At 63.5% G+C, this 22,403-nt stretch carries 19 protein-coding genes; 13 read left to right on the top strand and 6 right to left on the bottom strand.

Annotation, left to right across the window (positions count from 1 at the left end):
- Positions 1-60: 60 nt before the first annotated feature.
- Entirely contained in the window at positions 61-1,416 is a 1,356-nt protein-coding gene (locus tag UP09_RS29695; RefSeq protein WP_052833251.1) for a M23 family metallopeptidase, read from the bottom strand.
- Between the two features lie 100 nt (positions 1,417-1,516).
- Entirely contained in the window at positions 1,517-2,209 is a 693-nt protein-coding gene (locus UP09_RS37190) for a peroxiredoxin (protein ID WP_082070339.1), read from the bottom strand.
- A 228-nt stretch (positions 2,210-2,437) separates the two neighbouring features.
- Here UP09_RS37190 and UP09_RS29705 point away from each other — a divergent pair, with 228 nt between their 5' ends.
- Both UP09_RS29705 and UP09_RS29710 read left to right on the top strand, forming a co-directional pair.
- On the top strand, positions 2,438-6,121 hold the full coding sequence (locus UP09_RS29705) for a YhdP family protein (RefSeq protein ID WP_044541912.1): 3,684 nt from the start codon (positions 2,438-2,440) through the stop codon (positions 6,119-6,121).
- 427 nt (positions 6,122-6,548) lie between these two features.
- A complete protein-coding gene (locus tag UP09_RS29710; RefSeq protein ID WP_245302327.1) occupies positions 6,549-7,397 on the top strand; it encodes an amino acid ABC transporter substrate-binding protein in 849 nt (282 codons plus the stop codon).
- A 247-nt stretch (positions 7,398-7,644) separates the two neighbouring features.
- Here UP09_RS29710 and UP09_RS29715 read toward each other — a convergent pair whose 3' ends face one another.
- Entirely contained in the window at positions 7,645-8,892 is a 1,248-nt protein-coding gene (locus UP09_RS29715) for an MFS transporter (protein ID WP_044541914.1), read from the bottom strand.
- 113 nt (positions 8,893-9,005) lie between these two features.
- The gene (tyrS, locus tag UP09_RS29720) at positions 9,006-10,271 is read right to left on the bottom strand and encodes a tyrosine--tRNA ligase (RefSeq protein ID WP_044541915.1); all 1,266 of its coding nucleotides are present in this window, start codon (positions 10,269-10,271) and stop codon (positions 9,006-9,008) included.
- A 151-nt stretch (positions 10,272-10,422) separates the two neighbouring features.
- On the opposite strand from tyrS, the gene UP09_RS29725 reads away from it, so the two are divergent.
- Entirely contained in the window at positions 10,423-11,526 is a 1,104-nt protein-coding gene (locus UP09_RS29725) for an anhydro-N-acetylmuramic acid kinase (protein ID WP_044541916.1), read from the top strand.
- 82 nt (positions 11,527-11,608) lie between these two features.
- Positions 11,609-12,286, top strand: coding sequence for a glutathione S-transferase family protein (locus UP09_RS29730; protein WP_044541917.1), 678 nt, complete (start codon positions 11,609-11,611; stop codon positions 12,284-12,286).
- A gap of 104 nt (positions 12,287-12,390) precedes the next feature.
- On the opposite strand, the gene UP09_RS29735 is transcribed toward UP09_RS29730, so the two are convergent.
- Entirely contained in the window at positions 12,391-13,038 is a 648-nt protein-coding gene (locus UP09_RS29735; protein WP_016843213.1) for an alpha/beta hydrolase, read from the bottom strand.
- Between the two features lie 298 nt (positions 13,039-13,336).
- Here UP09_RS29735 and UP09_RS29740 point away from each other — a divergent pair, with 298 nt between their 5' ends.
- The 9 genes from UP09_RS29740 to UP09_RS29780 all read left to right on the top strand — a co-directional run bounded on the left by UP09_RS29740 (position 13,337) and on the right by UP09_RS29780 (position 21,192).
- Positions 13,337-13,735: an acyltransferase family protein gene (locus UP09_RS29740; protein ID WP_156164841.1), complete on the top strand. Its 399-nt coding sequence runs from the start codon at positions 13,337-13,339 to the stop codon at positions 13,733-13,735.
- Between the two features lie 34 nt (positions 13,736-13,769).
- Positions 13,770-14,927: a cysteine desulfurase family protein gene (locus tag UP09_RS29745; protein ID WP_044541919.1), complete on the top strand. Its 1,158-nt coding sequence runs from the start codon at positions 13,770-13,772 to the stop codon at positions 14,925-14,927.
- Positions 14,928-15,019: 92 nt separating this feature from the next.
- Positions 15,020-16,501, top strand: a complete 1,482-nt coding sequence (sufB, locus tag UP09_RS29750) for a Fe-S cluster assembly protein SufB (RefSeq protein ID WP_044541920.1) — start codon at positions 15,020-15,022, stop codon at positions 16,499-16,501.
- 59 nt (positions 16,502-16,560) lie between these two features.
- Positions 16,561-17,313 (top strand): Fe-S cluster assembly ATPase SufC, encoded by a 753-nt coding sequence (gene sufC / locus UP09_RS29755; RefSeq protein ID WP_044542643.1) that lies wholly within the window; start codon positions 16,561-16,563, stop codon positions 17,311-17,313.
- A 17-nt stretch (positions 17,314-17,330) separates the two neighbouring features.
- Positions 17,331-18,653: a Fe-S cluster assembly protein SufD gene (gene sufD, locus UP09_RS29760; protein WP_044541921.1), complete on the top strand. Its 1,323-nt coding sequence runs from the start codon at positions 17,331-17,333 to the stop codon at positions 18,651-18,653.
- On the top strand, positions 18,650-19,897 hold the full coding sequence (locus UP09_RS29765) for a cysteine desulfurase (protein ID WP_156164842.1): 1,248 nt from the start codon (positions 18,650-18,652) through the stop codon (positions 19,895-19,897). The genes sufD and UP09_RS29765 overlap by 4 nt, the downstream gene beginning before the upstream one ends.
- Positions 19,894-20,265: an SUF system Fe-S cluster assembly protein gene (locus tag UP09_RS29770; RefSeq protein ID WP_044541922.1), complete on the top strand. Its 372-nt coding sequence runs from the start codon at positions 19,894-19,896 to the stop codon at positions 20,263-20,265. The genes UP09_RS29765 and UP09_RS29770 overlap by 4 nt, the downstream gene beginning before the upstream one ends.
- 77 nt (positions 20,266-20,342) lie before the next feature.
- On the top strand, positions 20,343-20,735 hold the full coding sequence (locus UP09_RS29775; protein WP_044542645.1) for a HesB/IscA family protein: 393 nt from the start codon (positions 20,343-20,345) through the stop codon (positions 20,733-20,735).
- Between the two features lie 37 nt (positions 20,736-20,772).
- Complete coding sequence (locus UP09_RS29780; RefSeq protein WP_044541923.1) at positions 20,773-21,192, top strand: TfoX/Sxy family protein; 420 nt, start codon at positions 20,773-20,775, stop codon at positions 21,190-21,192.
- A gap of 121 nt (positions 21,193-21,313) precedes the next feature.
- On the opposite strand, the gene UP09_RS29785 is transcribed toward UP09_RS29780, so the two are convergent.
- A complete protein-coding gene (locus UP09_RS29785) occupies positions 21,314-22,381 on the bottom strand; it encodes a GGDEF domain-containing protein (RefSeq protein WP_044541924.1) in 1,068 nt (355 codons plus the stop codon).
- Positions 22,382-22,403 lie beyond the last annotated feature (22 nt).

The following is a 22,403-nucleotide window of genomic DNA, read 5'->3' on the forward strand; positions in this document are numbered from 1 at the left end:
GCGCAGGCGGGCCGCCTGCGCCGTGGATCTGTCATTATTGAATGAGGAGAGCTTGAGGTCTCAGCCGGCGCTCAAGCGGACACCGGCACGCAGGAATTTCTGCGGATCGACCGCTTCGCCGTCGATGCGGGTTTCATAGTGCAGATGCGGTCCCGTCGAACGGCCGGTCGAACCGACCGCGCCGATCACCTGGCCGATCTTGACGACCTCGCCGACCTTGACGCCGATCTCGGAGAGATGGCCATAGCGGGTCGCAAGGCCGTTGCCGTGATCGACCTCGATCATGCGGCCATAGCCGCCGGCCCAACCCGCCGACGTGACCTTTCCGTTGGCGGTGACACGCACCGGATCGCCGGCGGAGGCGCGGAAGTCGAGGCCGGTGTGCATCGCCGGGCGACCGAGGAAAGGATCGGTCCGCACGCCGAAGCCGCTGGTGAACTCGACCTCGCCGACAACAGGCTTGCGATAGGGCACCAGCGCCAGCGTCTGATTCAGCCGCTGCATCTGGGCGCGGTTGATGTTGATCCGATAGAGCTGGCGCTCGAACGGACCGGCGTCGGACGGAAGCTTGACGGGGACGAACGGGCCGCCCATGCCGGCGCGCGGCGTTGCCGCCTCGAGCTGGGCCATGTTGAGGCCGAGATCGCTGATCACGCCGCGCATCCGCCGCACCCGCGAATCGATGCCGTCCTCGACCGATGAGAGCGCGGCGAGCTGGCGCCGCTCGACCTGGTCGAGCGAGGTCTGCAGGCGGACCAGCGCGCTGTCGACGCCCTGGGCCTTGGCGAACTGGCTCGGTTGCGTCTTGGCGATCAACGGGGCGCGGGATTCCAGACGGGCTTCGCGATCCGGCGGCGCGACGAAGATCACGGTGTCGCTGATCGGGGACGGTTTTGGCGTGCCGGACGACGGCGCAGCGTCTGCGCGGCCCTGCGGCTTAATTGATCCGGTAACCGCGGCGTCGGGAATCGTGCCGAGCGCGGTGGCGCGCGATTCCAGCGCCGACTGGCGGCGCATGATCTGGTCGAGCTTCTGGTCGAACTGCTCCTGGTCGAGGAGCTGGCGGCCGGTGGTGCGATCGACCTTGGCGCGGAGGTCAGCGATGCGGTCTTCATAGGCGTATTGCATTTCGGCCTGGCGGGCGATCAGCCGGGTCAGGACGTCGTCGCGGAAGGCGAAATAGGTCGCGGTTGCGGCCGACCACATCCCGAGCAGGACCACGGTCCCGACCGCAATCCAGAATACGACCGGCCCGAACCGGACCTGCTTGCCGGCATGCACGATGGTATAGCCGGCCCCCGAGGCTGCCGCGGCCGACGCGAGTTGGGCGGCCGGTCGGCGCGCCGGGGCCCGGCCGTGGTCCTGCGGATGATGGTGGTTGGCATATTCGAGATGATGACCGGACCGGCTCGACATCGGTACTCCCGCGGCCGGTCGGACCAAGTTCCGTACGGCTAATTTGCGGGGGCGATTTGACCCTCCCATGGTTAATTTTCAGGAAACGGAGCCGCTCCAGTTAGAGCGACCGGACCGCCTCGAGCACCTGGTCGGCATGGCCGTCGACCTTCACATGGCGCCAGATTCGGGCGGCCTTTCCTTTCGAATCGATCAGAACTGTCGTGCGAATAATCCCCAGGAAGGTCTTGCCATACATGGATTTTTCGCCCCAAGCCCCGTAGGCCTCCAGCATCTGATGGGTCTCATCGGAGATCAGAGGAACCGACAGCTTGTGTTTGTTTCGAAACGACTCCTGCGCCTTAACCGTATCTGCGGAAACGCCGAGCACCGCGGCGCCGGCGTCCGCGAAGGCCTGGTTCAGCCGGGTGAAGTCGATCGCCTCCCGGGTGCAGCCCGGCGTATTGGCGCGAGGATAGAAGAACAGCACCAGTTTGCGATCAGCGAAGTCCTTGAGCGAGACGCTGCCGCCGCCGTCGCGCGGCAGCGTGAAGGAGGGGGCCTTGGCGCCTTCGGCGAGAACCCCTGCGGCAGATTTGGTCGCGGCCGCCGGCTTCGGCTTTAACGGTTTCGAGGCGGCCTTGTGCGAGGCTTTGGCTTGAACGGTCCCGGCGGTCTTGTGTGATGTCTTCACAGCCGCCGTGCGGATTTTCGCCGCGGACCTCCCCGTGCTGGTGCCTGCGCCGCGCGCAATCGTTGTTGCCGCGCGCTTTCCGGTTGTGTTGGAGGATTTCTTGCGCGTTTTCTTGGACATACGCCTTCCTTTCGTCGCTTTCCGCGGCTCAACCATTGGGGTATTGCGGGTCTCATTCGCAGCGGCCGGATTCGCATCCGCCGCTGGGCAAGTTTGATGGCCTCGGAGTATGGTTACAAGGAATTCGACGCGTTATCGGTCCGCTCGTTGAGCAGGCTTCTGATTGGTTGGTTTCGTCCTTTCTTGGGTCGGCTTGCGAACAACACGATTAACCAAGGACACGCCGCGATGCCGGCACAGGAGCGCTCGATACCAATCGACGGGCGCCCCGATGGCGGCAATCAAACTCACCGCCAGCACCGAGAGGCAATGGCAAGGAATACGCCGCCGCAGGGGCCGAATCCGCGCGCCGAGGCCGAATTCTCGCAATGGGAAGACGACGCCGCGTGGGACGAGCAGGATGAAGCGGCGGGTCACCGCGCGCGGCGGCTGCTTGCGCGCTCCAATACCAACCTGCATCGCTTCAGCGACTTCTGCACCGGCCTGCAGCGCTGGCTGAACGGCGGGCGCTGGCTGCGGCGCATCGGACTGGTGCTCGCGGTGCTGGTGGTGATTTTCGCGACCAGTTTTGGCGCGCTGTGGTGGCGGCTCGGCGCCGGTCCGATCAATCTCGACGTCGCGACGCCGTGGCTCGCGGCCGCAATCGAGCAAAACATCGGTCATGGCAATACCGTCGAGGTCGGTGGGACCCAGATCGAGCGCGCTGGCCGCATCAGGGTCGCGGTGCGCATTCGCGATATCATCGTCCGCGACCGCGACCACGCAATCGTCGCGAGCGCGCCGAAGGCCGAAGTGCGGCTGTCGGGAACGGCGCTGCTGATGGGGCAATTGCGGGCGGAAAGCCTCAATCTGGTCGACGCGGAACTGTCGGTGCGGATCACACCGGATGGCTATGTGACGGTCTCCGCCGGCGATACCGCAAAGCCGCTTGCCACCGGCGTGGCGTCCAAGAAGGAAGCGGGATTGGCGCCGACCTTCCCGCGTCCGGGACCTGCTGCACCGCCGGCGGCCGCGCCCGACACCGCGGCGACCGCACCACCCGAGCCAACCCAGAACGGCCTGCTCGCAGGTCTCGACTGGCTCGACAGCCTCAGTATGACCGGCCTCGACGGCCAGAACCTCAACGAGATCGGCCTGAAGAACGGCAATCTGGTTGTCGACGACCAGCAGCGCGGCAACAAATGGAGCTTTGAGAATATCAGCCTGAGCCTGCGGCGGCCGAGCAGCGGCGGCGTCGCGCTCAGCTTCGGCGAAGAGGGCGCCAAGCCCTGGTCGGTGCGCATGGTGATCGGGCCGCAGACGAATGGCGTGCGCTCGGTCGACATCAAGGCCGACAAGGTCTCCGCCAGCGACATTCTGCTCGCGCTCAGGACCAAGGACCTCACCTATACGGCCGACCTGCCGCTATCGGGCGAACTGAAGGGCGAACTCGGCCGCGACGGCCTGCCGACCTATTTCCGCGGCAAGATCACCACGGGCGCCGGCAACATCATCGACACCGACACGCCGAGCTATCCGATGGCGATCGATTCCGCCGAGATGAGCCTCGAATGGGATTCGGGACGGCGCGTGCTGCTGGCGCCGATCAAGATCGTCTCCGGTGCCAACCGGATCACGACGCTCGGCCATCTCGAACCGCCGAATGACAACGTCACCGAATGGCAGGCAGGCCTGTCGGGCGGCACCATCGTGTTGGCCGGCATCGATAACGAGCCGCCGCTGATCTTCAACCGCATCAACGTGGCCTTTCGCTTCGACACCGAAAAGAAGCGTGTGATGCTGACCCAGGCCGACATCAGCAACGGCGAGATCGGCGTCGCCGGTACCGGCAGTATCGACTATTCCGGCGAGGCGCGGCTGCAGCTCGGGTTCGCGGGCACGCCGATGTCGGCCTCCGCCTTGAAGCGGATGTGGCCGACCATCATCGTACCCGAAGTGCGCGAATGGGTGATTGAGCGGATCGACCGCGGCACGCTCCAGCGCATCGATGTCGGCGTCAATTCGCCGGTGCACAATCTGTCCCGCAAGGGGCCGCCGATCCCCGATGACGGTCTCTCCGTCAACATCGTGGCATCCGGCGTGACGGTGCGCCCGGTGGACAAGATGCCCGCGGTGCATGATGCCGACCTGAAGGCCAGGGTGACCGGCCGTACCGCGACCGTGACCATCGGCCAGGGCATTGCCGACACGCCGTCGGGCCGCAAGATCGCGCTGTCGGACTTCACCTTCGAGGTGCCTGACATGGCGCCAAAACCGTCGCCCTCGAGGGTCAAGTTCCGGGTCGACTGCCCGGTGCCGGCCGCCGCGGAGATCCTCGCCTCCGACCGGCTCAGCGATGTCTCCGGTCCGCCGATCGATCCCAACGCCAGCAAGGGCAACGTCTCAGCGGTGTTCAATCTCTCCATGCCGGTCAAGGGCGAGCTGACCAAGGCCGATACGATCTATTCCGTCACGGCTGACGTCGCCGGCGTGGCCGTCGACAAGCTGGTGATGAACCAGAAGCTCGAGGCCAACACGCTGAAGGTGATTGCCAACAACGCCGGCTATCAGGTCAAGGGCGACGTCAAGATCAACGGCCAGCCGGCCTCGCTCGACTACCGCAAGCCGGCCGAGGGCGATGCCGATGTCAAGCTGCAGGCGACGCTTGATGACGCGAGCCGCGCGCGGCTCGGGCTGGATCTCGGCCCGGCCGTCTCAGGCGCGATCCCGATCAAGCTGATAGGCAAGATCGGCAGCGGCGACAACAACACCAAGATGGGTATCGAGGCCGACCTGACCGCGCTGAAGCTCGACAACATCCTGCCGGGCTGGGTCAAGGCATCGGGCAAGGCGGCCAAGGCGACCTTCAACGTGGTGCCGAAACCGCAGTCGACCCGGTTCGAGGACATTGTGGTCGAAGGCGGCGGCGTCTCGATCAAGGGCGCGCTTGAGGTCGACCTCAACGGCGACCTGATGAACGCGAACTTCCCGGTCTATGCGCCTTCGGAAGGCGACAAGACGTCGCTGCGGGCCGATCGCGGGCCCGACGGCGTGATGAAGGTGACGATGCGCGGCGATGTCTTCGATGGCCGCGGCTTCCTGAAATCGGCGATCTCCGGCCGTGAAACCGACGCCAAGAGCAAGACCAAGAACGTCGACTTCGACATCGACGTGAAGCTCGGCGCGGTGGCAGGCTTCAACGGCGAGGCGATCCGCAGCATCGACGCCAAGATGTCGCGCCGCAACGGTTTCATCAAGGCGTTCACGCTGAACGGCAAGGTCGGGCGCGATACGCCCGTCACCGCCGACATGCGCGGCCGTCAGCAGGGACGCGAGGTGATCTACCTGCAGACCAGCGACGCCGGCGCGTTCCTGCGCTTTATCGACACCTATTCGAAGGTGGCCGGCGGCCAGTTGACGCTTGCGATGGAGCCGCCGACGCCCGATCCGAGCCCCAGGGAAGGCCTCATCAATATCCAGGGCTTTTCGGTGAAGGGCGAAGCCCAGCTCGACCGCGCCGTCGCCGGCGGGCCGGTCAGCACGCAGAACGGCATCGGGTTCGACGCGCTGCGCGCCGAGTTCACGCGTCAGAGCGGTCAGCTCGCGATCCGCAACGGCGTCGTCAAGGGGCCGAGCATCGGCGCGACCATCGAAGGCAGCATCGACTATGTCGGCAACCAGGTCCGGATGACCGGCACCTTCATTCCGATGTACGGGCTGAACAACATGTTCGGCCAGATTCCGTTCTTCGGGATATTCCTCGGCGCCGGCAGCAATGAAGGCCTGATCGGCGTGACCTATGAGGTCGTCGGCACGCCGAGCCAGCCGGTGCTGCGCGTCAACCCGATCTCTGCGCTGGCGCCCGGCCTGACGCGGAAGATCTTCGATTTCAAGCAGTACAATCCGACCGACCTGCCTTCGACGAACAACTGAAGCGTCTTCGAGCGAAGTGGTACCGCCGACTTTGACCGACTACCGCAGCACATTGTCGGCTGTCGACTAAACGCGCAGACACTTCATCTTGGCCATCGTTCCCTGAGTTGCACTGCACCGCACTTCTATGCCCGCATAGGAAGCGTCTAGGTCCGAATGGATCAAAAGCGCCGATCTGGTGCTCAGCTAATGATTTCCGGTCCACTCTGATCAGCGAACTTCCTCAGAGCTGGGGGCTGGTCCGGTTCTTGCTACAAGCGGGCTCCAACGCACCTATTCGATACCGCCGCCGATCCTTTCGACGACCAAACTATCCAATATTGCGAAGCATTGCTGTGAACAGCAATTGACGATGGAGAATCCCGTGCGGAAAGACCTCTTCTTGGCGCTGACGCTGGCAACGCTTCTTTCGGGCCAGGCAACCGCAATGGCGGACGAACTCACGGGCACGCTCGCGAAGGTGAAGGAACTCGGATATATCACCATCGGACACCGCGAGGCGTCGGTGCCGTTCTCCTACTTCGACGACAAACGGCAGCCGGTCGGCTTCGCCATTGACATCTGCGCCAAGATCGTCGACGCGGTGAAACGCGAATTGAAGTTGGACAAACTCGAAGTGCGGTATCAGCTGGTGACCGCTTCGGCGCGCATTCCGCTATTGGCCAACGGCACGATCGACCTCGAATGCGGCAACACCACCAACAACGCCGAGCGGCAACAGCAGGTCTGGTACACCAATACGCATTTTTTGACGGCAAGCCGTTTCGTCTCAAAGGTCGAATCGAAGATCAGCTCGATCAGCGACCTCAAGGGCAAGACGATCGTCTCACCGGCCGGCTCGACCAACATCAAGCAGGCGCTCGAATTCAATAGCAGATTGAATCTGGGGATGAGGATCATCCCGGCTCAGGATCAAGCCGAAGCGTTCCTTATGGTCGAGACCGACAGGGCGGTGGCCTTTGTCCAGGACGACATCGTGCTCGCGGGCCTGATTGCCAACGCGAAGGATCCAAAGGCTTACGTGATCTCGGAGGACGCGTTCTCCAAGCCCGAGCCGTATGGAATCATGCTGCGTAAGGATGATACGGCGTTCAAGGCTGTTGCCGATGCCGCGACCGCAAGCCTTTATCAGAGTCCCGAGATTGCGGCGCTCTACGACAAATGGTTCACCCAGCCGATCCCGCCCAAGAGCGTCAATCTGGATATCCCGATGAGCCCGGCGATGAAGCGGGCCTTCGCGAAGCCAACGGATTCACCGGATCCGTCGACCTACTGATCGGTAACGCCCGTTTGATCTGAGGCTCACTTCTCGGAATTTGGTCCATCGCGGTCAGGCTCGCTCTCGTCGTCGAGTGGTTAATCTGATTGCAAGGGCGGTGCGAGCGCGAATTGAAGAAGCCGAGGTGGCCTATCGGAATTCAACTATTCCGCAAATTGCCGTTTGAAGGCATCGGTTTAGACGTGGTTCAAGCGCCCAAACTTGGGCCTCAAATCGTGCGGTATGAACTGACTCTTTGAATCCTCTACCGCCGCAGCGCCGGCACCACCAGGAACGGGATCATTCCGAGCACCACGTTGACAAGCGCGAACGCCATCAGCGGATTGTAGCTGTGGGTCCAGTCGTGGAGCAGGCCGCCGCCCCAGGAGCCGAGCGCCGAGCCCAACCCACTGCCGATCGAGATCGTGCCGTAGATCGTGCCGACGCGTTCGCCGCGGAAGATCTTCAGCGCGGTCGCGGTGATTAGCGGACCGCGTGAGCCGATCATGCTGCCGAAGCAGATGACGAAGCCGGTGAGCAGCCAGTAGTTTGGATGCCATTGCAGCAGCCACAGCAGGATGATGCCGGCGATCGAGACACCGTAGCTGAACAGCACCGACGGCCGGCGGCCGATGATGCCGTCGAGCGTGGTCACGCCGAGCATGCCGATGATCGTGGCGATGCCGGAAAATCCCCACGCGGTCGCTGCCGTCAGCGGCGAGAAGCCGGCGTCGATCAGGTAGGCCACGATCTGCGCGGTAAGCGCGTACATTGCGACCGCCGTGAAGAAAAAGGTGCAGAAAAGCGCCCAGAAGGTGTGGTGGCGCATCGCGCCGAGCAGCGTCCATTCCGTCTCGATCGCCGTCGTATTGGTTTTCCTGACGACATGCGGCGAGCCGTTGGCGAGCCGCCGCCAGGGCAACAGCAGCAGAGGCGGCAAGAGGCAGAGCGCGACCGCGCCGAACGAGAAATAGGCGTTGCGCCAACCGAAGCGGTCGATCAGCACTTGCGACATCGGCAGCAGCACCAGGACGCCGGTGCCCGCGGCCGAATAGATCACCGCCATCGCGGTCGGCAGCCGTGGCCCAAACCAGCGGCCGAGCAGGATCGAATTCGGCACATTGCCGATCAGCGCAGTGCCGAGACCGACGCAAAGACCGATGCTGAGCTGGAATTGCCACAGCGCTTGCGCATGCGCTGCGACCAGGAATGCGCCGCCGAGCAACGACAATCCAAGCGCAAAGACGATGCGTGGCCCGGAACGATCGAACAGGCGGCCGACAAATGGCGCGGTCAGGCCGCTCGCAAGCCAGGTCAAGGAATAGACCGAAACAACTTGTGCCCGATCCCAGCCGAAATTTTCCGAGATCGGCTTGAGGAAGACAGTAAAGCTGTCGCTGAGGCCGCGGCCGATCACCGCGAGCGCGAAGCAAAGCGCCAGCACGCTCAACGCGACGTGCACTGGCTCGCGCGGTGTCGTGAACGCTTCGTCCCGTGGTGTGTTCTGATCCATCGACGCTTATTCTTGAGCGCGATCGGACGCAAAACCGGAAGGCCACTTTTGCTGATCGCGCTCGTAGGGAGCGCGTTTTCGGCGCGCCCTACAACCGACAAATGCGAATGCGCCTATGCAGGCTTGAGCAGGACGTGGCGCTTCTTGCCGAGGGACACTTTGATTGCGCCATCCCTCAGGTCTTCCGGGGTGAGCATATGCATGATGCTAACCACCGGCTCATCATTAATTTTCACGCCGCGGGATTCGATCAGACGTCGAGCCTCGCCGTTGGACCGAACAAGCTTGGTCAGTTGCACAGCAATAATGACAGAAAGCCCCTCGGATCCGTAGAAGAACTTTTGCTCGTGCTCCGGTATGAGCTCCGTCGGTAGCGTCTCCGCTGCTGCGCCTTCCTCAAACGTGCGGCGCGCGGTCTCGGCGGCTTCATTGGCCGCATCGCGGCCGTGGAGCAGGGCGGTCGCCTCTGTCGCCAGCACCTTCTTGGCCTCGTTGATCTCGCTGCCCCCGAGCGCCGCAAGCTTGTTGATTTCGCCGATCGGCAGGATCGTGAACAGCTTGAGGAATTTGACGACGTCGGCGTCCTCGGCGTTGCGCCAATATTGCCAGAAATCGTAGGGCGAGAACTGGTCGGCGTTGAGCCACACCGCGCCCTTCGCCGTCTTGCCCATCTTGTCGCCGGAGGCGGTGGTGAGCAGCGGCGTGGTCAGCGCGAACAATTGCGGCGTGCCCATGCGGCGGCCGAGATCGACGCCGTTGACGATATTGCCCCACTGGTCGGAGCCGCCCATCTGCAGCCGGCAGCCGACGCGGCGCGACAGCTCGACGTAGTCGTACGCCTGGCAGACCATGTAGTTGAACTCGATGAAGCTCATCTCCTGCTCGCGCTCGAGCCGGAGCCGCACCGAATCCATCGTCAGCATGCGGTTGACCGAGAAGTGCCGGCCGATATCGCGCAGCATCTCGATCCAGTTCAATTTCGTCAGCCATTCGGCATTGTCGAGCATCACCGCATCGGAATGCCCGTCGCCGTAACGCAGCACCTTGGCGAACACGCCGCGGATCGACGCCTTGTTGGCTTCGATTTCCGCCACGGTGCGGATCGCGCGCGTCTCGTCCTTGCCTGAGGGATCGCCGACCATGGTGGTGCCGCCGCCCATCAGGGTGATCGGCTTGTTGCCGCTCTGCTGCAGCCAGTACAGCATCATCATGGAGAGGAAGTTGCCGATGTGCAGCGACGGCGCGGTGCAGTCGTAGCCAACATAGGCGGTCGCTTCGCCCTTCGCGGCAAGCGCGTCGAGCCCCTCGAAATCGGAGCACTGGTGAATGAAGCCGCGTTCCTGTAAAGTATTCAGGAAATCCGATTTAAATGCCGTCATTTCTCTGCGACTCAGATCATTCTTGTTTTACGGTTTTTGCATCTATTTGCGGAACCTTGGCGCAAAGGCTGCCGCAGCCGGACGCGCTGTGGCATTATAGGATGTACTTGTTTGATACAAGCCGGCGGTTCCGGCCGGAGCTTGACCTTCAATGATGCTGACGGCACTTGGACTCATGAGCGGGACCTCGCTCGACGGGGTCGACGTCGCGCTGATCGAGACCGATGGGCGCCAGGTCAAGGCGTTCGGGCCGTCGGGTTACCGGCCCTATACCGATGGCGAGCGCAGCCTGCTGCGGCAAGCACTCACCGAGGCCGTTCATCTGCCGCAACGCGACGCGCGTCCGGGAATCCTGCGGCAGGCCGAGCATGTCGTCACCATCGCCCATGCCGAGGCGGTCGCCAACTTCATCGTCCAGCACCGGATCTCCTGCCAGGATATCGATATCGTCGGGTTCCACGGCCAGACCGTGCTGCACCGCCCGGAGCGGAAGCTCACGGTACAGATCGGAGATGGTCCGGCGCTTGCGAAGGCGATCCACATTCCGGTGATGCATGATTTCCGTGCTGCCGACGTCGACGCCGGCGGGCAGGGCGCGCCGTTCGTGCCGGTCTATCACCGCGCGCTGGCGCAATCGCTGCATCGCGAAGGGCCGATCGTCGTGGTCAATATCGGCGGCGTCTCCAACATCACCTATATCGACGGCACGGACACGCTGATCGCCTGCGACACCGGACCCGGCAATGCGCTGCTCGACGACTTCATGTTCCGCGAGATGCATCAGCCATTCGACACCGAGGGCCGCTTCGCAGCCCAAGGCCGGCCGGACGAGGCCTGGATCGCGCAGGCCCTGACGCTGCCGTTCTTTGCGCTGCCGCCGCCGAAATCGCTCGACCGCAATGATTTCGCGAGCCTCAGGCTCGGCGCGATCGCACCAGCCGACGGCGCGGCGACGTTGACCGCCTTCACCGCGTCCGCGATCGCCCGCATCGTGCCGCTGCTGCCGAAACCGCCGAAGAGCTGGATCGTCGCCGGCGGCGGCGCCTCCAATCTCACGATGCTGCGGATGCTGCGCGAGCGGCTGCAGCCTGCGACCGTCGAGCCCGCCGGAACGGTGGGTTGGGCGTCCGATGCGATCGAGGCCCAGGCCTTCGGCTTCCTGGCCGCGCGTGGCCTCAAGGGCCTGCCGCTCAGCTACCCCGCCACCACGGGGGTGCCGATGCCGATGACCGGGGGCGTCATCGCGCGGCCGTGATTGGGATGCAGATGCATCGATCTTGACGATTTAATGCAGTTGCATGTAATTAGATGCAAGTGCATTAAACGTGAGGTTTGCGATGGCCGCCCTGAAGCTGATCAGCCACAAGCTTTGCCCCTACGTGCAACGCGCTGTCATCGCGCTGCTCGAAAAGGGCGTGCCGTTCGAGCGGATCGACATCGATCTCGCCAACAAGCCGGACTGGTTCCTCAAGATCTCGCCGCTCGGCAAGGTGCCGGTGCTGGTCGTGACTGATGATGACGGCAGGGAGGTCGCGCTGTTCGAGAGCAACGTGATCTGTGAATACATCGAGGAGACGCAAGGAGGCGCCCGGCTGCACCCGCAGGATGCACTGGTTCGCGCCGAGCATCGCGCCTGGATGGAGTTCGGCTCGGCCATCCTCGGCGATCTCTGGGGACTCGAAACCACCACCGACGCCGCGATGTTCGAGAGCAAGCGGCAGGCGGTCGCGGCGAAATTCGCGCGGGTCGAGGCGGCGCTGGGCGCAGGCCCGTTCTTCGCCGGCCAGAATTTCAGCCTGGTCGATGCGGTGTTCGCGCCGATCTTCCGTTATTTCGACGTGTTCGACGAACTGACCGATCTCGCTGTCTTCGCCGACACGCCGAAGCTGCGGGCATGGCGCGTGGCGCTGGCGCAGCGGCCGAGCGTGCGCAACGCCGTTTCGCCCGATTACCCGGGCCTGCTGCGTGCGTTCCTCGTGCGATACGACGCGCATCTGCTGAAACTCGCCGCGTAGCGAGCCTTACTTCGTAGCCCGGATGAGCGAAGCGATATCCGGGATCTTACTCGTTGCGACCCGCATGTTGCCTCGCTCATGCGGGCTACGGGACTGTGTCCGCGTCAACGCACGTTGGCGAGGCGCATGTCGAGATAGCCGGTCACGGTTTCCATCAGCGGCTCGAGCTTGCCGTCGAAGAAGTGGTTGGCGCCGGGGATGACCTGCTGATCGATCACGATGCCCTTCTGCGTCTTCAGCTTCTCGACCAGCGTGTTGACGTCCTTGGGCGGCACCACGGCATCCTTGTCGCCATGCACGATCAGGCCCGACGACGGACAGGGCGCGAGGAACGAGAAGTCGTAGAGATTGGCCGGCGGCGCGATCGAGATGAAGCCCTCGACCTCGGGCCGGCGCATCAGCAGCTGCATGCCGATCCAGGCGCCGAACGAGAAGCCCGCGACCCAGCAGGCGCGTGCTTCAGGGTTGATCGCCTGCGCCCAGTCGAGCGCGCTTGCCGCGTCAGACAATTCGCCGGTGCCGTGATCGAACGAGCCCTGGCTGCGGCCGACGCCGCGGAAGTTGAAGCGCAGCACCGAGAAGCCGCGATGCGCGAACGCATAGTAGCACTGGTAGACGATCTGGTGGTTCATCGTGCCGTGGAACTGTGGATGCGGATGCAGGATCATCGCGATCGGCGCGTTCTTCTGCTTGGCCGGATGGTAACGGCCTTCGAGGCGGCCAGCAGGGCCGGTGAAAATGACTTCAGGCATCGTGATCCCTTATTGATCCCTCGATTGATCCATACGCATCAACCGGATGTGGGCTGACTTCATCAGCTTCGGCAGACAAAGCGGCTCATCGAAAGGGTGATCGGCGTCGGTTGGACGATGCCCCGCGGGGCGCAGTCAAACGTTGAGGCCGCCTTCTAACATGAGCGGTGGGGCAAAAATCAAGGATTTTGTGCGCCTGTCAGCTCCCGCAGGCAAATCGCGATGCTGCCATAACTTATTGATAGTCGGGGAGAAAGGCCGGCGATGCGCGACCGACGCGGTGGCGAGGCGCCTCAGCTTGCGGATTGTACCCGATCAAATCTGGCACGGCGGACTGCCGCTGAATATCTATGCCGGCTTCGGCTATGGCTGCTATCAGTGGTTCTGCATCGTGGCCGTGCTCGGCTTCGCCAGACGCTGGCTCACGGCTGACACGGCCCCGCGCTGCTACCTGACCGACGCGATCTTCCCGTACTACATCGTGCATCAGACCGCGATCATCGTGATTGCTCACGCGCTGCGGGGACAGGACCTGCCGGCCTGGCTTGAGGCCTCGATCGTGATTGCGGGGACGGCTGCGACCTGTGCGCTGGCCTATGAGATCATCCGGCGCGTCAATATCCTGCGGCCGCTGTTCGGCCTGAAACTGGCCTCGCGTCCGGTGCTGCTGACCACACGCGATCAGCCCGCCGAGTGATGGGACGTTTCGCGAAAGGTGCTAAGACGGGGGCATGACCGACCGCGTCTATCTCGACTGGAATGCCACCACGCCGCTTCGCCCCGAGGCGAAGGCGGCGATGGTTGCTGCTTGGGAGCTAAGCGGCAACCCGTCATCGGTGCATAGCGAGGGCCGCAAGGCGCGCCGGCTGCTCGAGGACGCCCGTGCTGCGATGGCACAAGCCGTCGGCGCCCGGTCGCAGGATGTGGTGTTTTCATCGGGGGGAACCGAGGCCAATGCGCTGGCGCTGACCCCGGGCCTGCGCCGTGGCACCAGCGCGCCGGTGACACGGCTGCTGGTCTCGGCCGTCGAACATGCCTCCGTGCTGGCAGGCGGACGGTTTACGGCTGACGCGATCGGGACCATCAATGTGACCCGCGCCGGCGTGGTCGATCTCGGCCATCTGCGCGCGCTACTGGCCGACGGTCCGCCCGCGCTGGTGTCGGTGATGCTGGCGAACAACGAGACCGGCGCGATTCAGCCGGTGGCTGAGATTGCCGGGATCGTCCATGCGGCGGGCGGATTGCTGCATATCGACGCCATCCAGGCGTTCGGAAAGATCCCGTTCGATCTCGGCACGACGCAGGCCGACCTGCTGACCCTGTCGGCACACAAGATCGGCGGTCCGAAGGGCGTCGGGGCGCTTGTCCTTGCCGAAGGCGTAGAGGGGCTGGAGGCGCTGTTGCGCGGCGGTGGCCAGGAGCTGGGGCGCCGGGCCGGGACCGAGAACGTCGCCGGGATTTCCGGGTTTGGCGCGGCGGCCAAGGCGGCGATGGCGGTGTTGAAGGCCGATGCCGCCAGGATGCGGGGGTTGCGGGACCGACTGGAGCATGGGCTGCGGCAGACGCCGGGTCTTCTCGTCTTCTCCGACGAGGTGAAGAGGTTACCAAATACCGTTCTTTTCACCACCCCCGGGATGAAGGCCGAGACCGCCGTCATCGGATTCGATCTCAACGGCGTCGCGGTCTCCTCCGGTTCCGCCTGCTCGTCGGGGAAAGTTCAGCCATCTCACGTGCTGGAGGCAATGGGATACCATCAAGAGCTGGCACAGGGAGGGGTGCGGCTCAGTCTTGGCTGGTCTACCACGGAGACAGACGTCGATTTGGCCCTCAAGGCTTGGCTTAAGCTCGCCGATACCCTAGTTAAGGGAGAGCGACGAAACACAGCTTGAACAGTTCTAAGCGCGTGATTTCGTCCCTGAAGCATCGTAATAGACTTTCGGAACATCCACCGCGGTCCTTGAAACCGCGAGCGGAGGATTGAATGCCTGCTGTACAAGAGACGGTCGAGCGCGTCAGGCGCATCGACGTCGACCAGTATCGATATGGGTTTGAGACGCTGATCGAATCCGACAAAGCCCCCAAGGGGCTGTCGGAGGACACGGTCCGGTTCATCTCTGCAAAGAAGAACGAGCCCGCCTGGATGCTGGAATGGCGCCTGGAGGCGTTCCGCCGCTGGCTGACCATGACCGAGCCGAGCTGGGCGCGGGTCCACTATCCGAAGATCGATTACCAGGATCTCTATTACTACTCGGCGCCGAAGCCGAAGAAGACCGTGAACTCGCTTGACGAGATCGATCCGGACATCCTCAAGACCTACGAAAAGCTCGGCATTCCCCTGCGCGAAGTCGAGGTGCTTGAAGGCGTCGTGCGTCCGGAAGGCGAACGCAGAATCGCGGTCGACGCCGTGTTCGACTCGGTCTCGGTTGCGACCACGTTCCAGAAGGAATTGAAGGCCGCCGGCGTGATCTTCATGCCGATCTCCGAAGCGATCCGCGAACATCCCGAGCTGGTGAAGAAATATCTCGGCACGGTGGTGCCGACCACGGACAACTATTTCGCGACGCTGAATTCGGCGGTGTTCTCCGACGGCTCGTTCGTCTACGTGCCGCCGGGTGTGCGCTGCCCGATGGAGCTCTCGACCTATTTCCGCATCAACGAGCGCAACACCGGCCAGTTCGAGCGCACGCTGATCATCGCCGACAAGGGCTCCTACGTCTCCTATCTCGAAGGCTGCACCGCGCCGCAGCGCGATGAGAACCAGCTGCACGCTGCCGTGGTCGAGCTGGTCACGCATGACGACGCCGAGATCAAATATTCGACGGTGCAGAACTGGTACCCGGGCAACTCCGAGGGCAAGGGCGGCATCTACAATTTCGTCACCAAGCGCGGCGACTGCCGCGGCAGGAACTCGAAGATCTCCTGGACCCAGGTCGAGACCGGCTCTGCGATCACCTGGAAATATCCGAGCTGCATCCTGCGCGGTGACAATTCGAGCGGCGAATTCTACTCGATCGCAATCTCGAACGGCTACCAGCAGGTCGACTCCGGCACCAAGATGATCCATCTCGGCAAGAACACGTCGAGCCGGATCATCTCCAAGGGCATCGCCGCCGGCAAATCGCAGAACACCTATCGCGGCCTGGTCAGCGCCCATCGCAAGGCCACTGGCGCCCGCAACTACACCGCCTGCGATTCGCTCTTGATCGGCGACCAATGCGGCGCACACACCGTGCCCTACGTCGAAGCCAAGAATTCGTCGGCGACGTTTGAGCATGAGGCGACGACCTCGAAGATATCCGAGGACGTGCTGTTCTACTGCGTCCAGCGCGGCCTCTCGCAGGAAGAGGCCGTCGGCCTCGTCGTCAACGGCTTCGTTAAGGACGTGCTGCAGCAACTGCCGATGGAGTTCGCGGTGGAAGCGCAGAAGCTGATCTCGATCAGCCTTGAAGGTTCGGTTGGTTAAATCCATCCCGCCAAGGGTCGCGAATGACGCGCCTCGGGATGATGCTCAGGAAGAATGTGATGTCATTGCTTGAAGTGAAAGATCTGCAGGTCCGCGTCGAGGAACGTGAAATCCTCCATGGGCTGTCGCTGACGGTGAATCCGGGCGAGGTGCATGCGATCATGGGACCGAACGGTTCCGGCAAGTCGACGCTCTCCCATGTCATCGCCGGCAAGCCGGGTTATGAAGTCACCGGCGGCCAGGTCCTGTTCAAGGGCGAGGACCTGCTGGCAATGGCGCCCAATGAGCGCGCCGCGAAGGGCGTGTTCCTGGCGTTCCAGTATCCGGTCGAGATTCCCGGCGTCACCACCTGGAACTTCCTGCATGCCGCGCTCAACGCTCAGCGCAAGGCGCGCGGCGAGGACGAGATGTCGTCGCCGGCGTTCCTGAAGAAGGTTCGCGAGGTCGCCAAGTCGCTGAGCATTCCGCAGGACATGCTCAAACGCGGCGTCAACGTCGGTTTCTCCGGTGGCGAGAAGAAGCGCAACGAGATCCTGCAGATGGCGCTGTTCGAGCCGGCTGTCTGCATCCTCGACGAAATGGATTCCGGCCTCGATATCGACGCGCTGCGGATCGCGGCCGACGGCGTCAACGCGCTGCGCTCGCCGGAGCGTGCGATGGTCGTGATCACCCACTATCAGCGGCTGCTCAACTACATCGTGCCCGATGTCGTGCACGTGATGTCGAAGGGCCGGGTCGTCAAAAGCGGCGGCAAGGAACTGGCGCTGGAACTGGAAGAGTCCGGTTACGCGCAGTTCGAAGACGCCGCCTGACAGGTACGGATATTGAGATGAACGTTGTTGCAAAGACCGAGACTGGGCGCGCACTGGGCGATGCATTCGCCCTCGTAAGCGACCGTCTGCCGGGCGGGGGCAAGATCGCCGACCAGCGGCGCCAGGCGTTCGAGGCCTATGAGCGCGCAGGGTTGCCGCATCGCCGGATCGAGGACTGGAAATACACCGATTTGCGCGCGCTGATGCGCGAGGTGCTGCCGCTTGCGCCGGCGCCGGACGTTGCCGCGTTGAACCGAGCAGCGGCCGTCGTGAAGAAGCAGGCGATCGACGGCGTGCGGCGTCTGGTGCTGGTCGATGGCGCCTTCGCGCCTGATCTCTCCGATCTCGGCAATCTCGACAAGGGGCTGAGCATCCGGCCACTGCGCGAGGTGCTGGACGCCGGCGACGGCACGCTCTCGGCGCAGGCCTTCGCGTCGGACAATTCCAATCCCATGATCGCGCTGAACGGCGCGATGGCAACCGATGGCGTCGTCATCGAGATCGCTGACGGGACGGTGCTGACCAAGCCGTTGCATATCGTGCACGTGGCGTCGAGCGCCGCGCCGGCCGCGATGTTCACGCGTTCGCTGCTCCGGCTCGGCCGCGACACCGGCGCGACGCTGGTGGAAAGTTATTTCGCCGCCGAAGGTACCAAGGCCTACCAGGCCCATGACGGGCTGATCGTTGCGATCGGCGACAATGCGCGGCTCGATCATATCAGACTCGTCGAGGACGGCAGCGACGCTTTCAATATTTCCTCAGCCACGATCACGCTTGGCGCGCATGCGCATTTCAACACGTTCGCCATGACCACGGGCGCTCATCTCAGCCGCTACCAGCTCACCGTGACGTGCGCCGGCGAGGGCTCGAAGGTCGAGACCAACGGCGTCAATCTGATCAACGGCAAGCAGCACGCCGACACCACGTTGTTCATGGATCACGCGGTGCCGCATTGCGACAGCCGCGAGATCTTCCGCGCCGTCGTCGATGACCGCGCGCATTCCGTGTTCCAGGGCCGCATCATCGTCCGCCCCGACGCCCAGAAGACCGACGCCAAGATGATGACCCGCGCGCTGCTACTCTCCGACGAGGCGGAAGCCGACAACAAGCCGGAGCTCGAGATTTTCGCCGACGACGTCACCTGCGGCCATGGCGCGACCACCGGCGCGCTCGACGAGAGCCTGCTGTTCTACATGCGCGCCCGCGGGCTGCCGGAGAAGGAGGCCCAGGCGCTCCTGATCCAGGCCTTCGTCGGCGAGGCGATCGAAACGATTGTGAGCGACGCCTTGCGCGAGGTTGCGATCGCGGCGGCGCGGCGCTGGCTGGAGGCGAGGGCGTGAGCATGCATCCGGCAGTCAGCAACGGCGCCTACGATGTCGCCCGCGTGCGGCAGGATTTTCCGGCGCTGGCCATGCAGGTCTACGGCAAGCCGCTGGTCTATCTCGACAATGCCGCCTCGGCGCAGAAGCCGAATGCGGTGCTCGACCGCATGACCGAGGCCTACAAGAGCGAATACGCCAACGTGCATCGCGGCCTGCATTACCTCGCCAATGCCGCGACCGAGGCCTACGAGGGCGCGCGCGACAAGGTGGCGAAATTCATCAACGCGGGCCGTAACGAGGAGATCATCTTCACCCGCAACGTCACCGAGGCGATCAATTTGGTGGCGTCGTCGTTCGGCGGCCCGAACATCAAAGAGGGCGACGAGATTGTGCTCTCGATCATGGAGCACCACTCCAACATCGTGCCTTGGCACTTCCTCAGGGAACGCCATGGCGCTGTCATCAAGTGGGCACCAGTCGACGACGAGGGCAATTTCCTGATCGAGGAGTTCGAGAAGCTCCTGACGTCGCGCACCAAGATCGTCGCGATCACCCAGATGTCGAACGCGCTCGGCACGCTGGTGCCGGTCAAGGAGGTCATCCGAATCGCGCATGCCCGCGGCATTCCGGTGCTGGTCGACGGCGCCCAGGGCGCGGTGCATCTGCCGGTCGACGTGCAGGACCTCGATTGCGATTTCTACGCCTTCACCGGCCACAAGGTCTACGGGCCGACCGGCATCGGCGCGCTCTATGCCAAGCACGAGCATCTGGTGGCGATGCGCCCCTTCAATGGTGGCGGCGAGATGATCCGGGAGGTCGCCAAGGATTGGGTCACCTATGGTGATCCGCCGCACAAATTCGAAGCCGGCACGCCGCCGATCGTCGAGGCGATCGGGCTTGGTGCTGCCATCGACTACGTCAATTCGATCGGCAAGGAGCGCATTGCCGCGCACGAGCACGACCTGCTCACCTACGCCCAGGAGAAGCTCCGCGAGATCAACTCGCTGCGGCTGATCGGCACCGCCCGCAACAAGGGTCCGGTGATCTCGTTCGAGATGAAGGGCGCGCATCCCCACGATGTCGCGACCGTGATCGACCGCCAGGGCATCGCGGTGCGTGCCGGCACGCATTGCGTGATGCCGCTTTTAGAGCGGTTCAATGTCACGGCGACCTGCCGGGCGTCGTTCGGGATGTATAATACCAGGGAAGAAGTCGACCATCTGGTGCAGGCGCTGATCAAGGCGCGGGAATTGTTCGCATGACCGATACGGCCGAAGTCAAAACTGCCAACATGGAAACCACCTCGGCGCTGCCCGCGGAGGAGACCGAGCGCCTGGGCGGCGAGATCGTCGCCGCGCTGAAGACGGTGTTCGACCCGGAAATTCCGGCCGACATCTATGAGCTCGGGCTGATCTACAAGGTCGATCTCAAGGACGATCGTTCCGTCGACGTCCTGATGACGCTGACCACGCCGAACTGCCCGGCCGCCGGCGAGCTGCCGACGATGGTGGAGAACGCGGTGGCGAGCGTTCCCGGCGTCGGCATCGTCAGCGTCAATTTGGTGTGGGACCCGGCCTGGACGCCGGATCGCATGTCGGACGAGGCGCGCCTCGTCCTTAATATGTGGTGATGCGTTAGGGGAACGGGTTTAGGCTTTAGGCAAGAACCGGCAATTGATTTGCCGCTGGGACTGACCACATGAATGACATGACACAAGCTTCTCCGACGCCAGCCAAGCCGAAGCCGCGGCCCCGTCCGCAGGTCATGAGACTGACCGATGCCGCCGCGGAGCGCATCACCGAGCTGACCCAGCGCGCCGATTCCGAAATCGTCGGCCTGCGCGTCGGCATCAAGAATGGCGGCTGCGCCGGGCAGGCCTACACCGTCGAATACGCGCACGATATCCGCCCGACCGACGAAGTGGTCGAGGACAAGGGCGTGAAGATCCTGGTCGAGCCGAAGGCCGTGCTGTTCCTGCTCGGCACCGAAATGGACTACAAGGCCGACAAGATGCAGGCCCAGTTCGTGTTCAACAACCCGAACCAGGTCTCGGCTTGCGGCTGCGGCGAGTCGGTGCAGCTAAAGCCGGCGACGGTTTGACCGCTGCCATGCCGGCCTTGTGCGTGATGGTGGGCGCATGGACCGCGAATTCCTGATCGACCTGTTCGCCGATTTCGGCCCGGTCACGCTGCGCCGGATGTTTTCCGGCTACGGCATCTCCGCTGATGGCACCAACTTTGCGCTGGCCCTGCGCGCCGGCCTCTATTTTCGTGCCGACGACGAGACCATCCCGCAGTTCGAGGCCGAGGGATCGAAGCCGTTCCAGTATCAGACGCGATCGAAGACGGTGATCGTGAACTCGTATTGGGAGTTGCCGGCGCGGCTGTTCGACGATTCCGGGGAGCTTGCGGTCTGGGCACGGTCGGCGCTGGTCGCCGCCCAGCGCGCGACGTTGCGCAAGCGTCCGAAAGCGCGGAAGGCCAAGACTCCCGCGAAGAAGGCTGCGGAAAAGAAGACTGCGCGCAAGAAGGCCGCAGCGAAAAGGTCCTCATCTTGAGGGGCTAAATACCTCCACGTCATTGCGAGGAGCGACAGCGACGAAGCAATCCATCGGCTCCGCATATGCGGATGCATGGATTACTTCGCTTCGCTCGCAATGACGGTGGAGAGAGTAGAGGCTAAGCCACGCGGCTCTGCGTCTCGGCGTTGTATTCCGGATCGGCTTCACAGATCACGCGGTTGCGGCCGGCACGCTTGGCGGCGTAGAGGCAGGCATCGGCGCGCTCGATCAGCGAGTCGGTGTCGTCACCCGGCTTCAGCATCGAGACACCGACCGAGATGGTGACGCGGCCGAGGATCTCGCCGGTGGACTTCTTCTTCAGTTCCTTGGCCATCACGGCGCGGCGGATGTGGTCGGCGACCGTCAGCGCCTGGCGCAGCGCGGTGTTGGGTAGCACGACCGCAAATTCCTCGCCGCCATAACGGGCCGTGATGTCCTGGCCCTTGATGGTCTGTTTCAGCGACTGCGCCACCAGCCGCAGCACCTGGTCGCCGGTGAGGTGGCCGTAGGAGTCATTGAACGACTTGAAGTGGTCGATGTCGAACATCAGCAGCGACAGCGGTTCACCGCTGGCAAGCGCGCTCTGCACCGCCATCTCCATCGATCGGTCGAAGTATTTGCGGTTGCCGAGGCCGGTGAGCGGATCGGTCAGGCTCTCTGCGCGAATCGCCTCCAGGCTGTGCTGCAGATCGCTGATCTCGGACTTCGACAGCGCGAGCCGGTTCTCCAGCGCCATATTGGTCTCGCGCATCTCGTGCGTCGACTTTGCCAGGCTCTCGACGATCGCCTTGATCTGATCGCTGGTTGTTGCGGTCGCAAGCCGGTCGCTGGCGCCGACGAGGCTTGCGTCGTAGGTCGAGGACACGCCAAGCGCGTCGGTAATCAGTTTCATCACGGCGTCGATCTCGCCGATGACGCGGGCGCCGACCTTGTCGATACGGTCGGATGTCTTGATGTGCGACAGGTAGGTTTCGTAGATCTGCTCGAGATCGGATTCACTCAGCTTGCCGCTGCGCGCCAGCGTCTCGTTGATGATCTTGTTGAGGGGAGCGTTGTATCCGGTCGCGTAGACATACCAGATCTCGTAGTTGCGGGGCACGGCGGTCTGACGAAGAGAGCGGATTTGGCCAAGCGCAACTTCGGCAAAAGCCATCGTGCGTTCGTGTTCGTCCAGCAGCTTGACCACTGTTACGTCCCCAATAGCGAGC

The organism is Bradyrhizobium sp. LTSP885 (genome assembly GCF_000938305.1).
In the GTDB taxonomy this organism is placed as follows: Bacteria; Pseudomonadota; Alphaproteobacteria; order Rhizobiales; family Xanthobacteraceae; genus Bradyrhizobium.